This window comes from Thauera propionica (genome assembly GCF_002245655.1).
Lineage (GTDB): Bacteria > Pseudomonadota > Gammaproteobacteria > Burkholderiales > Rhodocyclaceae > Thauera > Thauera propionica.
In genome coordinates, this window is sequence record NZ_NOIH01000012.1 from 77116 (window position 1) to 90889 (window position 13774).

General features: G+C 64.1%; 13 protein-coding genes and 6 tRNA genes. 17 read left to right on the top strand and 2 right to left on the bottom strand.

What is annotated here, in order from left to right; translation table 11 throughout:
• Positions 1 to 98: 98 nt before the first annotated feature.
• Entirely contained in the window at positions 99 to 602 is a 504-nt protein-coding gene (locus tag CGK74_RS10995) for a MarR family winged helix-turn-helix transcriptional regulator (RefSeq protein ID WP_094268528.1), read from the top strand.
• 197 nt (positions 603 to 799) lie between these two features.
• Here CGK74_RS10995 and CGK74_RS11000 read toward each other — a convergent pair whose 3' ends face one another.
• Positions 800 to 1609: an outer membrane protein assembly factor BamD gene (locus tag CGK74_RS11000; RefSeq protein ID WP_094268529.1), complete on the bottom strand. Its 810-nt coding sequence runs from the start codon at positions 1607 to 1609 to the stop codon at positions 800 to 802.
• A 13-nt stretch (positions 1610 to 1622) separates the two neighbouring features.
• Between CGK74_RS11000 and rluD the strand changes: the two genes are divergently transcribed.
• Entirely contained in the window at positions 1623 to 2579 is a 957-nt protein-coding gene (gene rluD, locus CGK74_RS11005) for a 23S rRNA pseudouridine(1911/1915/1917) synthase RluD (protein ID WP_420823174.1), read from the top strand.
• Positions 2576 to 3316 (top strand): peptidoglycan editing factor PgeF, encoded by a 741-nt coding sequence (pgeF, locus tag CGK74_RS11010; protein ID WP_094268531.1) that lies wholly within the window; start codon positions 2576 to 2578, stop codon positions 3314 to 3316. The genes rluD and pgeF overlap by 4 nt, the downstream gene beginning before the upstream one ends.
• Before the next feature lie 58 nt (positions 3317 to 3374).
• Here the strand turns inward: pgeF and CGK74_RS11015 are convergent, their stop codons facing one another.
• On the bottom strand, positions 3375 to 3590 hold the full coding sequence (locus tag CGK74_RS11015; protein WP_094268608.1) for a hypothetical protein: 216 nt from the start codon (positions 3588 to 3590) through the stop codon (positions 3375 to 3377).
• A 95-nt stretch (positions 3591 to 3685) separates the two neighbouring features.
• On the opposite strand from CGK74_RS11015, the gene CGK74_RS11020 reads away from it, so the two are divergent.
• The 14 genes from CGK74_RS11020 (at position 3686) to CGK74_RS11085 (ending at position 13746) form a co-directional block, all read left to right on the top strand.
• Entirely contained in the window at positions 3686 to 5431 is a 1746-nt protein-coding gene (locus CGK74_RS11020; RefSeq protein WP_094268532.1) for a PHA/PHB synthase family protein, read from the top strand.
• Positions 5432 to 5540: 109 nt separating this feature from the next.
• Positions 5541 to 6281, top strand: a complete 741-nt coding sequence (gene phbB, locus CGK74_RS11025; RefSeq protein ID WP_004259356.1) for an acetoacetyl-CoA reductase — start codon at positions 5541 to 5543, stop codon at positions 6279 to 6281.
• Positions 6282 to 6517: 236 nt separating this feature from the next.
• Positions 6518 to 7258 (top strand): beta-ketoacyl-ACP reductase, encoded by a 741-nt coding sequence (phbB, locus tag CGK74_RS11030; RefSeq protein WP_094268609.1) that lies wholly within the window; start codon positions 6518 to 6520, stop codon positions 7256 to 7258.
• Positions 7259 to 7382: 124 nt separating this feature from the next.
• Complete coding sequence (gene phaR, locus CGK74_RS11035; RefSeq protein WP_094268533.1) at positions 7383 to 7982, top strand: polyhydroxyalkanoate synthesis repressor PhaR; 600 nt, start codon at positions 7383 to 7385, stop codon at positions 7980 to 7982.
• 56 nt (positions 7983 to 8038) lie between these two features.
• Entirely contained in the window at positions 8039 to 9370 is a 1332-nt protein-coding gene (gene rimO / locus CGK74_RS11040; RefSeq protein WP_094268534.1) for a 30S ribosomal protein S12 methylthiotransferase RimO, read from the top strand.
• Positions 9371 to 9406: 36 nt separating this feature from the next.
• Positions 9407 to 10390 (top strand): patatin-like phospholipase RssA, encoded by a 984-nt coding sequence (gene rssA / locus CGK74_RS11045; protein ID WP_420823175.1) that lies wholly within the window; start codon positions 9407 to 9409, stop codon positions 10388 to 10390.
• 48 nt (positions 10391 to 10438) lie between these two features.
• On the top strand, positions 10439 to 11884 hold the full coding sequence (locus tag CGK74_RS11050; protein ID WP_206186235.1) for an FAD-binding oxidoreductase: 1446 nt from the start codon (positions 10439 to 10441) through the stop codon (positions 11882 to 11884).
• A gap of 55 nt (positions 11885 to 11939) precedes the next feature.
• Positions 11940 to 12015 (top strand) — tRNA-Ala (locus tag CGK74_RS11055).
• 23 nt (positions 12016 to 12038) lie between these two features.
• Positions 12039 to 12114: transfer RNA gene (locus tag CGK74_RS11060), tRNA-Glu, on the top strand.
• A gap of 67 nt (positions 12115 to 12181) precedes the next feature.
• Positions 12182 to 12258, top strand: a tRNA-Asp gene (locus CGK74_RS11065).
• A gap of 92 nt (positions 12259 to 12350) precedes the next feature.
• Positions 12351 to 12426, top strand: a tRNA-Ala gene (locus CGK74_RS11070).
• A 23-nt stretch (positions 12427 to 12449) separates the two neighbouring features.
• Positions 12450 to 12525 (top strand) — tRNA-Glu (locus CGK74_RS11075).
• A 61-nt stretch (positions 12526 to 12586) separates the two neighbouring features.
• Positions 12587 to 12663 (top strand) — tRNA-Asp (locus tag CGK74_RS11080).
• Positions 12664 to 12894: 231 nt separating this feature from the next.
• On the top strand, positions 12895 to 13746 hold the full coding sequence (locus CGK74_RS11085) for a 3-hydroxybutyryl-CoA dehydrogenase (RefSeq protein ID WP_094268535.1): 852 nt from the start codon (positions 12895 to 12897) through the stop codon (positions 13744 to 13746).
• The last annotated feature ends 28 nt before the right edge of the window (positions 13747 to 13774 follow it).

Here is a 13774-nt window from a genome sequence, read left to right on the forward strand (position 1 = left end):
CACAAGCCGAACGATACCGCTACCATGCCGGGGAGTGTGGAACGTGATGTATTTTTGACAATATTGATTCAGACAAATATAGTCGGAGCAATTGGTAAATGGCGGAAACGCAACAGAAGGTGAAAAAGGCGGCCTCGCAGGTCACGCCACTGTCGGTGCTCCAGCGCTTCAGGGTGCTCATCCGCACCGCCCAGCGTCATTCGCAATGGATCGAGCGCCAGAGCGGCGTGACGGGTGCGCAGTTGTGGGCGCTGCAGGAACTGGCTGAGGCGCCGGGCTTGCGCGTGGGCGAGCTTGCGAACCGCATGGCACTGCATCAGTCGACGGCGTCGAACATGGTCGATCGCCTCGAGACCGCAGCACTGATCCGAAAGGAGCGCACCAGCGCCGACCAGCGCGTCGTGCGGTTGTACCTGACGGACGCAGGTACCGCCTTGCTTGGGCGTGCGCCTTCTCCGGCGCGTGGCGTATTGCCCGAGGCGCTGCGCCTGCTCGATCCCGAGGCGCTTGGGCGCCTGCAGGGCGAGCTGGACGGGTTGCTGCTGCAGATCCGCGATCTGGACGAAGGTTTTGGCATGCAGCCGCTGCCCTTTACCGAATGAGTTCCCTGTATCTGGGGGGGTGTGATGCCCTGGGTGCAGACAGCAGCTTGAGCGGCCGGAAGGCCGCTCTTTTTTGTCTGCTGGAAATGCATATGGAATGATTTTCTGGGTGGTTTCTCTGTAATCCGAAGACAACAGCAAAAAGGCGCTCTCAAGAGCGCCTTTTTGCTGTTTTCGCCCGCTTCGTCAGCGAGTGCTTACCAGAGCTGCCACCAGGGTTTGTCGCTCTTGGGGCCGCCGCGGAAATACACGCTGTCCGGGAAGTTGGTGCGCATCACCCGGTCAGCGTCGTCACGCAGCTGCGTCATGCCGAGCGCGTCGTAGCTCTTGACCATCAGGAACAGGGCTTCTTCGTTGGCCGGGGCCTGGGGAAAGTTGGTGATTGCCGCCTGAGCGCGGTTGATCGCCGCGACATAGGCACCGCGGTTGTAGTAGTAGCGCGCTACGTGAACCTCGTGCGAGGCGAGCGAATTCACCAGATACTGCATCCGCGCACGCGAATCATCCGCATAACGGCTTTCGGGGAAACGGGTGACCAGTTCGCGGAAGCTGTCGAAGGCCTCGCGCGCGCCTTTCGGGTCACGCTCGGACAGATCCTGGCGCGACAACCCGGCGAGCAGGCCAAGATCCTCGTTGAAGTTGACCAGCCCCTTCAGGTAATAGACGTAATCGACATTGGGGTGGTTGGGGTGCAGCTTGATGAAGCGATCTGCCGCGGCGAGGGCGAGGGCCTGTTCGCCCTGCTTGTAGTAAGCGTAGGCGACCTCGATCTGGGCTTGCTGGGCGAAGCGGCCGTAGGGGTAGCGCGCCTCGAGCTTCTCGAACATCTGAATGGCGCGGTCGTAGGCGCCCTCGGTCATCGACGCCTTGGCCTCGGAGTAGAGCTTCTGCGCGTTCCAGCCTGCAGTCTCGTCGATCTGTTCGGGCAGCAGGCCGCAGCCGCCGAGCAACAGGGCGCCGATCAGCGCCGCTTTTCCCGCTAAACTTCCAAGGGTGAACCTGGCCATCGAAAAAACTCGCGTGAATGAACGCGCCGATTATATAGCAGGCGACGAGTCCGACTCGCCTGCCGTGATGACGATTCCTGCCGAGCTTGGCGGGCTGCGGCTCGACCAGGCGCTTGCTCGGCTTTTTCCCGAGCATTCCCGTAGCCGCCTGCAGGCGTGGCTCAAGGACGGTCGGATCCGGCTCGACGGCGAATCGGCCGGATCGCGACAGAAGGTGAGTGGCGGCGAGCGCGTCGAGCTTGATGTCGCGCAGCCGCCCGAGATCGCCGCCGAGCAGCCCGAGGACATCCCGCTGCGAGTGGTGTTCGAGGATGCGCATCTGCTGGTGATCGACAAGCCGGCCGGGCTGGTCGTGCACCCTGGTAGTGGAAACTGGAGCGGAACGCTGCTCAATGCCCTGTTGCATCACGCGCCGCAGGTTGCGGAGGTGCCCCGCGCCGGCATCGTGCATCGGCTCGACAAGGACACCAGTGGCCTCTTGGTGGTTGCCAAGACGCTGACGGCGCAGACCGACCTTGTGCGCCAGCTGCAGGCACGGACGGTCAGGCGCCATTATTGGGCGCTCGCGCAGGGGCGGGTGCAGGCCGGCGGTATGGCCGATGCGCCGATCGGCCGCCATCCGACGCAGCGCACCAAGATGGCCGTAGTCGGCAACGGCCGTCCGGCGGTCACGCATTACAAGGTCGTCGAGCGCTTTGCGCGTGCGACGCTGCTCGAATGCAGGCTGGAAACGGGGCGCACCCACCAGATCCGGGTGCATATGGCGCACATCGGTCATCCACTGGTCGGCGACCCGGTGTATGCCGCGCGCCGGGTTGCGGACCCCGCATGGGCGGGTTTCGAGCGCCAGGCGCTGCACGCTTTCCGGCTCGGGTTGATTCATCCCGCCACGGGCGAGGCGATGGAGTGGGAGATCCCGATGGCGGAGGATCTCGACGCGCTGTTGCAGCGTCTGAGGGCGGCCCAATGACGCAGGACGCCGGCTTCATCGCGCCTGACTGGTCCTTGCCGACGCGCGTGCGTGCGCTGGTGACCACGCGCGCCGGCGGAGTCAGCTTGCCGCCCTACGCCAGCTTCAACCTGGGCGATCATGTCGGCGACGATCCGTCTGCGGTCGCACGCAACCGTGCGCGTTTGCGCGCTAGTCTGCCGGCGGAGCCGACCTGGCTCGCCCAGGTGCACGGCATCGTCGTGGCTGACGCCAATGAAGCTTCCGGTGTGCCGGAAGCCGATGCGGTCGTCGCGCGTGGGGCGGGGGCTGTGTGCGCGGTGCTGACGGCGGACTGCCTGCCGGTGCTGTTCTGCGATGACGCAGGCTCGGTCGTCGCTGCCGCGCATGCGGGTTGGCGCGGGCTGGCGGCCGGGGTGCTGGAAGCGACGGTGGCGCGCATGGCGGTTGCGCCGTCCTTGATCCGGGCCTGGCTGGGGCCGGCCATTGGCCAGGGCGCCTTCGAGGTCGGTGACGAGGTGCGCCAGGCTTTCGTCGAAGGCGATCCCGGGGCGGCCGCAGCCTTCGTGCCCGGTGCGGTGCCGGGCAAATGGATGGCCGACCTGTTCCTGCTGGCGCGGCGACGGCTGTCGCGGGTTGGCGTGCATCGCGTCGAGGGCGGAGGCGTGTGTACTTACGCGGATGCCGCGCGCTTCTACTCATACCGCCGCGACGGCCGCACCGGGCGCTTCGCCTCATTGATCTGGATCGAGTCCTGATGAGGCATGCAACCCCGTGGCGCGGAACTCCCGGAAGGGGCAACTCCCCCGCGTGGCGCTATTGATCGGCGTTCGATTCAGCTCTATCGTTGAGGCCGCTTGCTTCCCGTTCGCGCTGCCTGCGGCGCCTTGCGGAGGTGCCGAATAGCCAGAAGAACAAGGCCATCGGGGCAATTCCGTAGAAAATGAAGGTGAGCACGCCGCCAACGACCGTGGTGTCGGAGATGGCGGCGAGTAGCGCGACGTAGAGCCAGGCGATTGCGATCAGATACATGCCCTCGATTCTAAGCCCGTCGAGCACCGGGCAAGCGATGAAGAAGGGTAAATCCGGGTGCAGACCTCGTGTCGCGCCGTAACCAGGAGACAGGGATGTCGGATTCCGAAGGCAGGCAGGACAACCCGGGCATGCAGGCCATGCTCGCCGCCGGTCAGGCCATGGCGCAGCAGTTCTTCGATGCGCTGGCGCGTCAGCACGTCGCCATGCAGGATTCGTCCGGCCTTGCCGCCCCCAAGCTGCCGATGCCCGAGACCGAGGCATTCGCGAAGCTGCAGAAAGACTTTGCCGAGAAGCACGCCGCGCTGTGGTCGGCGATGCTGGCGCGTAAGCCGGGTGCTGCAAGCGAGCCCGTCGTGCAACCGGAGCCGGGCGATCGGCGTTTTGCTGCGCCCGAATGGTCCGAGAGCCCGGTGTTCGACTATGTCCGCCAGGCCTACCTGCTCAACGCCGGTTTCCTGAAGGACGTCGCCGAGGCCTTGCCGATGGCCGACGGCCGGGCGAAATCCCGGCTGCAGTTCCTGACGCGCCAGTACATCGACGCGCTGGCGCCGACCAACTTCGCGCCGACCAATCCCGAATTCATCAAGACGGCCATCGAGACCAAGGGCGAGAGCATCGCGCGCGGCGTGCGCAACATGCTCGGCGACCTCGAGAAGGGGCGCATCTCGATGACCGACGATTCCGCTTTCGAGGTCGGGCGCAATCTCGCGCTGACGCCGGGTGCGGTGATCTTCGAGAACGAGCTGATGCAGTTGATCCAGTACGCACCGTTGACCGACAAGGTCGCGCAGGTGCCGCTGCTGATCGTTCCGCCCTGCATCAACAAGTTCTACATCATGGATCTCCAGCCAGAGAACTCTCTGGTCCGGTTCATCGTTGAGCAGGGCGTCACCGTATTCCTCGTGTCGTGGAAGAATCCCCGCGCCGACAGCGACGGCCACCATACCTGGGACGACTATCTCGACAAGGGGCCGCTGAAGGCGCTCGAGGTCGTGCGTGCGGTGACACGGGTCAAGAAGCCCAACGTCCTCGGTTTCTGCGTCGGCGGCACGATGCTGACCTCGGCGCTGGCGGTCGCGCGTGCGCGCGGCGAGGAGCCGGTGACCAGCCTGACGCTGATGACGACACTGCTCGACTTTGCCGACGCTGGCGAGATCGGTTGTCTGGTGGACGAAGCCAGCGTCACCGCACGCGAGGCCGCAATCGGCAAGGGGGGCGTGCTGCGCGGGCAGGAACTCGCGAACGTGTTCTCGTCGCTGCGGGCGAACGACCTCGTGTGGCAGTACGTGGTGGGCAACTACCTCAAGGGCAACACGCCGCAGGCGTTCGATCTGCTGTACTGGAACTCGGACTCCACGAACCTGCCCGGCCCCTTCCTGACCTGGTACCTGCGCAACATGTACCTCGAGAACAATCTGCGCGTGCCGGGCAAGCTCAAGATGCTGGGCGAGAAGATCGATCTCGCCAAGGTCGACATGCCGGCCTACCTGATGGCGGCGCGCGAGGATCACATCGTGCCGTGGAAGAGCGCCTACCTCGCCCGCAACCTGCTGGGAGGGGAGACGACGTTCGCGCTGGGTGCCAGCGGACACATCGCCGGTGCGATCAACCCGGCCTCGAAGAACCGCCGCAGCTTCTGGACCGCCAGCGTCAGGGCCACCGATCCGGACGAGTGGCTCGAGCAGGCGGTCGAGCACAAGGGAAGCTGGTGGTTGCACTGGATCGACTGGCTGCGTCAGTATGGCGGCAAGCAGGTTGCAGCGCGTGGCCGGCTTGGCAGTACGAAGTACGAGCCGATCGAACCCGCGCCCGGAAGGTACGTCAAGGAGCGTGCCTGAGAGCAGGGGCTGCACCATCGGATTATCCGGACGGCAGCGAGTGGGGAGGGCGCTGTGCGGTCCACGATCACCCACCCCCATAAGAACCCATTAGGGAGAGGAGAGGCGTATGTCGAGAGTTGCACTGGTTACTGGTGGTATGGGCGGCCTTGGTGAGGCGATCTGCATCAAGCTCGCCGCGCTGGGCTACCGTGTCGTCACCACCCACTCGCCTGGCAATACCAAGGCGGCGGAGTGGCTGCAGACGATGAACAACATGGGCTACGGCTTCAAGGCCTATCCGTGCGACGTGGCGGACTTCGATTCGGCCAAGGCTTGCGTTGAGCAGGTGACGCGCGAGGTGGGGCCGGTCGACGTGCTGGTCAACAACGCGGGCATCACACGCGACATGACCTTCAAGAAGATGACCAAGGCCGACTGGGACGCGGTCATCAGCACCAACCTCGATTCGGTGTTCAACATGACCAAGCAGGTCATGGACGGCATGGTCGAGCGCAAGTGGGGGCGCGTCATCAACGTGTCGTCGGTCAACGGCCAGAAGGGGGCCTTCGGTCAGACGAACTACTCCGCGGCCAAGGCCGGCATGCACGGCTTCACCAAGGCCCTGGCACTCGAGGTGGCGCGCAACGGCGTCACGGTGAACACGATCTCGCCGGGCTACATCGGCACCAAGATGGTGATGGCAATCCCGCAGGAGATTCTCGACTCCAAGATCCTGCCCCAGATCCCGATTTCCCGTCTCGGCAAGCCGGAGGAGATTGCCGGCCTCGTCGCCTACCTGGCGTCCGAGGAGGCGGCGTTCGTGACTGGCGCCAACATCTCCATCAACGGTGGTCAGCACATGTTCTGATTTCGGGCTTTCCGCCTGATGGTGAGAGACGGCGCGTCCCGGAGGGGCGCGCCGTTTTGCTTTTGGCATCACGGGCTTGCGTGATGTATTGCATTGCAGCAAGAGTCTCCGAGAGTGTTTATAATGCAAGAGCAAGGCAGCTGACGCGCTGCGGCAAATATGCGCCGAAAGCCCCATCCGGGCGTGGTTTCGTGATGGACGCTCGGTATCGAAAATTGCTCCAGAAGGAATTCAAGATGTCGCAGAAAATCGCTCTCGTTACGGGCGCCATGGGTGGTCTTGGCACGGCAATCTGCCAATCGCTGGCCAAGGATGGCATGAAGGTCGTGGCCAACTGTCTGCCGGGTTTCGAGCAGAAGGACGCCTGGCTGGCTGCCCAGCGCGACCTCGGCTTCGACTTCGCCGTCGCTGAAGGTGACGTGTCGAACTACGAATCCTGCGCCGCGATGGTTGCGAAGGTCGAGGCCGAAGTCGGTCCGATCGACGTGCTGGTCAACAACGCCGGCATCACCCGCGACAAGTTCTTCCCGAAGATGGAGAAGGGCCAGTGGGATGCGGTCATCAACACCAACCTGAACAGCCTTTTCAACGTTACTCACCATGTTTCGGCCAAGATGGCCGAGCGCGGCTGGGGGCGCATCATCAACGTGTCGTCGGTCAACGGCGTCAAGGGCCAGGCTGGCCAGACCAACTATTCGGCCGCCAAGGCCGGCGTGCTGGGCTTCACCAAGGCGCTTGCCGCCGAACTGGCCAACAAGGGCGTCACCGTCAACGCGGTTGCGCCGGGCTACATCGGCACCGAAATGGTCATGGCGATCCGTGAGGACATCCGCCAGGGCATCATCGACACCGTGCCGATGAAGCGCCTGGGCCGTCCGGACGAGATCGGCGACCTGTGCGCCTACCTCGCATCCGACAAGGCTGCCTACATCACCGGCGCCACGATCAACATCAACGGTGGCCTCCACATGTGCTGATGTTGCACTGTGCCATGTGCGAAATCACGAAACCCCGTCGATTGGCGGGGTTTCGTTTTCGCGGCGCGATATAATTCAATATGAAATTGAAGAGCGGGATGACCGCCGCCGAGGAGATGGGGAAATGCCTGAGCAGTCGCGCCTGATCAAGAAGTATCCGAACCGCCGCCTGTACGATACGCGCACCAGTTCGTACATCACGCTTGCGGACGTCAAGGAACTCGTGCTCAATCACGAAGAGTTTCAGGTCGTCGATGCCAAGACGGGCGAGGAGCTCACCCGCAGCATCCTGCTGCAGATCATCCTCGAGGAAGAGGCGGGCGGTGCCCCGATGTTCACCAGCGACCTGCTGGCGCACATGATCCGCTTCTACGGCAATGCGATGCAGGGCATGATGGGCAAGTATCTCGAGAGCAACATCAAGGCGTTCACCGAGATGCAGGGCAAGCTGCAGGACCAGGCACGTGCCATCTATGGCGAGAACAGCCCGGTTGGCCAGGATCTCTGGGCCCAGTTCCTCAACTTCCAGGGCCCGGCCCTGCAGAGCATGATGGGCGCCTACGTCGATCAGTCGAAGAAGATGTTCGAGCAGATGCAGCAACAGCTCGAAAGCCAGACGCGCAACATGTTCACCGGCTTCAAGTTTCCGAATTACGGTGCGGCAGGCGAAGAGCCGTCCGCACCCCAGGGTGCCGCCGCCGACAAGAGCGGCGCACGCAAGTAAGCTCCCCGACGGCTGCCGTGGACGGCGGCCGCGCCGACCCCGACAGGCCTTTACGCATGACCACTTTCAAGACCCCGGACCTGCCGCGCGTCGGCTTCGTATCCCTCGGCTGCCCGAAGGCGACCGTCGATTCGGAACATATCCTGACCCGTCTGCGGGCCGAGGGCTACAGCATCACCGGTTCCTATGACGATGCCGATCTGGTGGTCGTCAATACCTGTGGCTTCATCGACGCCGCAGTCGAGGAGTCGCTCGATGCGATCGGCGAGGCGCTCAACGAGAACGGCAAGGTCATCGTGACCGGCTGTCTTGGTGCCAAGGACGACGTGATCCTCGCGGCGCACCCACAGGTGCTCGCGGTGACCGGGCCGCATGCGACCGAAGAGGTCATGCACGCGGTGCACAAGCATCTGCCGAAGCCGCACGATCCCTTCACCGACCTGGTTCCGCCGCAGGGCATCCGGCTAACCCCGCAGCACTACGCCTACCTGAAGATCTCCGAAGGCTGCAACCACCGCTGCACTTTCTGCATCATCCCGTCGATGCGGGGCGATCTGGTGAGCCGGCCCATCCACGAGGTGATGCGCGAGGCCGAGGCGCTGGCCGATTCCGGCGTCAAGGAGATCCTCGTCATCTCGCAGGACACCTCGGCCTACGGCGTGGACGTGAAATACCGTACCGGTTTCTGGGGCGGGCGGCCGATCAAGACGCGCCTTCTGGAGCTGGCCAAGGCGCTGGGTGAGCTGGGCATCTGGATCCGCATGCACTATGTCTATCCCTATCCCAGCGTGGACGAGCTGATTCCGCTGATGGCGGAGGGCAAGATCCTGCCTTACCTCGACGTGCCTTTCCAGCACGCCAGCCCGAAGATCCTGAAGGCGATGAAGCGACCGGCCAACGCCGAGAACGTGCTCGAGCGCGTGCGCAAGTGGCGCAGCATCTGCCCGGAACTCACGATCCGCTCGACCTTCATCACCGGCTTCCCCGGCGAGACCGAGGAAGATTTCGAGATGCTGCTGAATTTCCTCGAGGAAGCTCAGCTGGATCGCGTCGGTGCGTTCGCGTATTCGCCGGTCGAGGGTGCGGCGGCCAACGAGCTGCCCGATGCTGTCCCGGACGAGTTGCGCGAAGAACGTCGTGCGCGCCTGATGGATTTCCAGGAGGACATCTCCACGCAGCGCCTCGAGGCCAAGATCGGCCGCGAGATGACAGTGCTGGTTGATGAGGTGGATGAAGAGGGTGCACTTGCGCGTTCGCCTGGCGATGCGCCCGAGATCGACGGCCTCGTCGTCATTCCCGATGGCGAAGGCCTGCAAGCCGGCGATTTCGTGCGCGTGCGCATTACCGATTGCGATGTCCACGATCTCTACGCCGAACGCCTCGACTGAGTTCCCGCGGCCAATGCGCGGCGGCCGGCGGTGGTTGTGAGCAGGCCGCTCTCCCGCCCCGTCGTTGAGGCGCCACGGGTTTCTAGCGGCGACGGGCGCGAGCCGGTCATCGGTCTTGCGCTCGGCAGCGGTGCCGCACGTGGCTGGTCGCATCTTGGCGTGTTGAAGGCTCTGGCGGCCGAAGGTGTCGTGCCCCGGGTCATCTGCGGCTGCTCGATAGGCGCCTTCGTGGGTGCGGCGGCGGCGTCGGGCGATCTCGACAAGCTCACGCAGTGGGCAGAATCCCTCAAATGGCAGGACGTGGTGTCCTTGCTCGATGTCTCGCTGCGTGGCGGGCTAATCAAGGGTGACAGACTCATCGGTTTCTTCGAGCGCAATTTCGTCGATCGCGACTTCACCGAGCTCGACACGCGCTTCGCCTGCGTCGCCACCGAGCTGACCACGGGCCGGGAGATCTGGCTGCAGGAGGGGAGTGTTTCCGCGGCGGTGCGCGCCTCGATCGCGTTGCCAGGCCTGATGACCCCGGTCCTGCATCATGGCCGCCTGCTGGTCGATGGCGGGCTGGTGAATCCGGTGCCGGTGTCGCTGTGCCGGGCGATGGGCGCGGATATCGTGATCGCCGTTGATCTCGGTTCGGACATGGTGGGGCGGGCCTTCCGCCATACCGCCATCGAGCCGACGCCACCGGAAGAGACCGAGGCGGGCTGGACCGAGCGCCTGCTCGCCCGTTTCGGGTTCGCAAGCGGCGAGGAGCTGGCCGTTCCGCGGCCCGCGAGTTCGAGCAGCGAAGCCCTGCCATCGCTGGTTTCCGTCATCAGTTCGAGCATCAACATCATGCAGGTCCGCATCGCACGCAGCAGGCTGGCGGGCGAGCCCGCCGATGTCATGATCTCGCCACGCGTGGGCCAGCTCGGCCTGATGGACTACCATCGGGCGGCAGAGGCGATCGCCGAGGGCGAGGCCGCCGTCGTGCGCATGCGGCCGTTATTGCGCTACGTGCTCGGTCACGATCCTGACTGACTGTCACCGCCCGCGACACGTGGGGGTGCGCTTGCTGGAGCCTTTCAAGTGGACGCTTTCATCCGTGCCGTGAACGCCGTGGTCGGCGCCGAGCATGTCCTGTCCGACCCGGTCGACATGGCGCCTTACCTGACGGACTGGCGCGGGCGTTACCGTGGCGCAGCGCGTGCGGTCGTGCGTCCGGCGAGCACGCACGAGGTCGCTGCGGTCGTCAGCCTGTGCGCCGAGCATGACGTGCCCGTCGTGCCGCAGGGCGGCAATACCGGGCTGTGTGGCGGGGCGACGCCGGGTGTGGACGGCGAGGCCATCGTCCTGGCTCTGGGCCGTCTCAATCGCATCCGCGAGGTCGATGCGGACAACAATACGATCGTCGTCGAGGCCGGATGCACGCTCGCTGCGTTGCAGGCGGCTGCGTTGGGGGCAGGGCGGCTGTTTCCGCTGTCGCTTGCGTCCGAGGGCAGCTGCACCATTGGCGGCAACCTGTCGACGAACGCCGGCGGCGTGCAGGTGCTCCGCTACGGCAACGCCCGCGAGCTCGTGCTCGGCTTGGAAGCGGTGCTGCCCGACGGGCGCGTGTGGAATGGCCTGCGAGGCTTGCGCAAGGACAATACGGGTTACGACCTCAAGCAGCTCTTCATTGGTGCAGAGGGCACGCTCGGCATCATTACCGCCGCAGTGCTGAAGCTCTTTCCGGCGATTCATCAGCGTGCCACCGCCTGGGTGGCCGTGCCCGACCCGGGTGCTGCCGTGCGTCTGCTGGGGTTGATGCGCCGGCAGTGCGGCGATCGTGTCACCGCCTTCGAGATCGTCGGGCGGTCGGCGCTGGATCTGGTGCTTGCCCACATCCCGGACAGTCGCGATCCCTTGCCGGGACGGCCTGAATGGAGCGCGCTGATCGAGTTGTCGGACCCGGCCGAGACGACAGATGCTGCGGCGCTTCTGGAGACGGCGCTGTCCCGTGGCGTCGAAGAAGGGTTCGCGTCCGATGCGGTGATCGCGAACAGTATCGCCCAGGCGTCCGCGCTGTGGGCCTTGCGCGAGAACATCTCCGAAGCCCAGCGTCTGGAAGGCGTCAGCATCAAGCACGACGTGTCTGTGCCGGTGAGCCGCATTCCGGAGTTTCTCGAGCGCGCGCGGGATGCCCTGAGGCAGGCGTGGCCGGACGTCCGCATCGTGGCGTTTGGCCATATCGGCGATGGCAATCTGCACTACAACCTGTCCAAACCGGCAGCGGAGGACAACACGGCCTTCGTCGGCCGGACGAATGAGGTCAATCGGATCGTGCATGATCTGGTCGCCGTGCTCGGTGGATCGATTTCCGCCGAGCACGGCCTTGGGCAGCTCAAGCGGGACGAAATCCTGCGCTACAAGACTGGCGTCGAGATGGGGCTGATGCGAAGCATCAAGCGCGCCCTGGACCCCAAAGGCCTGATGAATCCAGGCAAGGTGCTGGACGTGATTGCACGGGCAGGCTGCGGTGACGAACAAATCTGAAAAAAGGTGTTTACAGGGCCAGGTTGCAGACCTATAATGCGCGCTCTTCGGTGATGGGGGTATAGCTCAGCTGGGAGAGCGCTTGCATGGCATGCAAGAGGTCAGCGGTTCGATCCCGCTTACCTCCACCAAATCGAAGTTTTGCAGCATCTTAGTCCCCATCGTCTAGAGGCCTAGGACACCGCCCTTTCACGGCGATAACCGGGGTTCGAATCCCCGTGGGGACGCCAATTCAAGGCCTTTCAGCTCGAATGGGCTGAAAGGCAGGGCCGGCAGATTGCCGGAGCAGTTTAGTGCGGAGTGGTAGTTCAGTCGGTTAGAATACCGGCCTGTCACGCCGGGGGTCGCGGGTTCGAGTCCCGTCCACTCCGCCAGTTTTAAGTCGGGCCATGGTTCAAGCTGGATCTTCAAAGGCCGAAGGTCTTGCAAAGAGCTCAAGCAGTGGCTATGATCGCCGGCTCGTTGTGGGGGTATAGCTCAGCTGGGAGAGCGCTTGCATGGCATGCAAGAGGTCAGCGGTTCGATCCCGCTTACCTCCACCAAAAGGTTGTAAGGCAGTACCGCAGTCCCCATCGTCTAGAGGCCTAGGACACCGCCCTTTCACGGCGATAACCGGGGTTCGAATCCCCGTGGGGACGCCAACATCGCAGGCTGGCGAAGCCAGTCGGCAATGCCGGAGAAGTCCGGTAGCAAGGTCAGTGCGGAGTGGTAGTTCAGTCGGTTAGAATACCGGCCTGTCACGCCGGGGGTCGCGGGTTCGAGTCCCGTCCACTCCGCCAAACGAACAAGGGAGCCAATAGGCTCCCTTTTTCGCGTCCACGTCCCGCAAAGCGCTGCAAGCAACAGCATCGTCCCACCCCTCTCGTCCTCCTCGGCGATTGCCAAGCCGCTTGCCTCGCTGGCGCGTGCTGGTCAAATCCGTTAAAGTCACGCTCCATACGCAACAGTATGGAACGCGAGGTCTCGCGGTTCCTGCTCGCGTAGCGAACCTGATTGGGAGAGTTTTCGAGATGACTATCAGCAAGATCGGTGTGGTGGGTGCGGGCACAATGGGCAACGGCATTACGCAGGCCTTCGCGGTCGCGGGCCTCGACGTGGTGATGATGGACATCGGCGAGCCGCAGGTGCAGCGCGGCGTGGCGACGATCGGCGCAAGCCTGGACCGGCTGATCAAGAAGGAAAAGATGAGCGCCGACCAGAAGGCGGCGGCGATGGCGCGGATCTCGACTGCCACCGCGGTGACGGCTCTTGCCGATTGTGATCTGGTCATCGAGGCAGCCACCGAGAACCTCGATCTGAAACTCAACATCTTTGCGCAACTCGACGCCGTGATGCGTCCTGACGCGATTCTTGCGAGCAACACGTCCTCGATCTCGATCACCAAGCTTGCTGCGGCGACCGGCCGTTCCGCCCAGGTGATCGGCATGCACTTCTTCAACCCGGTGCCGATGATGGCGCTGGTGGAAGTGATCCGCGGCCTGCAGACCTCCGATGAAACCTATGCGAAGGTCGAGGCGGTTGCCAGGGCGATCGGCAAGACGCCGGTCCAGATCAAGAACAGCCCGGGCTTCGTCGTCAATCGTATGCTGTGCCCGATGATCAACGAGGCCGTCTTTGCGCTCGGCGAAGGGCTTGCGACGGCTGCAGAGATCGACGAGGCGATGAAGCTTGGCTGCAACCATCCGATTGGCCCGCTCGCGCTGTGCGACCTGATCGGCCTCGACGTTCAGCTGGCCGTCATGCAGGTGCTGTTCGAGGGCTTCAAGGACCCGAAGTATCGCCCGGCGCCGCTGCTCGTCGAGATGGTGGAGGCGGGTTATCTGGGTCGCAAGACCGGCAAGGGTTTCTTCGATTACGGCTGAGCCCGGTTTCGCGTGCCGTGTGTCGCGG

Coding starts and splice junctions, on each gene's coding strand:
- phbB (WP_094268609.1), top strand. CDS start 6,518: ATGTCGCAGAAAATCGCTCTCGTTACGGGCGCCATGGGTGGTCTTGGC.
- CGK74_RS11085 (WP_094268535.1), top strand. CDS start 12,895: ATGACTATCAGCAAGATCGGTGTGGTGGGTGCGGGCACAATGGGCAAC.
- CGK74_RS11000 (WP_094268529.1), bottom strand. CDS start 1,609: ATGGCCAGGTTCACCCTTGGAAGTTTAGCGGGAAAAGCGGCGCTGATC.
- rimO (WP_094268534.1), top strand. CDS start 8,039: ATGACCACTTTCAAGACCCCGGACCTGCCGCGCGTCGGCTTCGTATCC.
- CGK74_RS10995 (WP_094268528.1), top strand. CDS start 99: ATGGCGGAAACGCAACAGAAGGTGAAAAAGGCGGCCTCGCAGGTCACG.
- pgeF (WP_094268531.1), top strand. CDS start 2,576: ATGACGCAGGACGCCGGCTTCATCGCGCCTGACTGGTCCTTGCCGACG.
- phaR (WP_094268533.1), top strand. CDS start 7,383: ATGCCTGAGCAGTCGCGCCTGATCAAGAAGTATCCGAACCGCCGCCTG.
- phbB (WP_004259356.1), top strand. CDS start 5,541: ATGTCGAGAGTTGCACTGGTTACTGGTGGTATGGGCGGCCTTGGTGAG.
- CGK74_RS11015 (WP_094268608.1), bottom strand. CDS start 3,590: ATGTATCTGATCGCAATCGCCTGGCTCTACGTCGCGCTACTCGCCGCC.
- CGK74_RS11020 (WP_094268532.1), top strand. CDS start 3,686: ATGTCGGATTCCGAAGGCAGGCAGGACAACCCGGGCATGCAGGCCATG.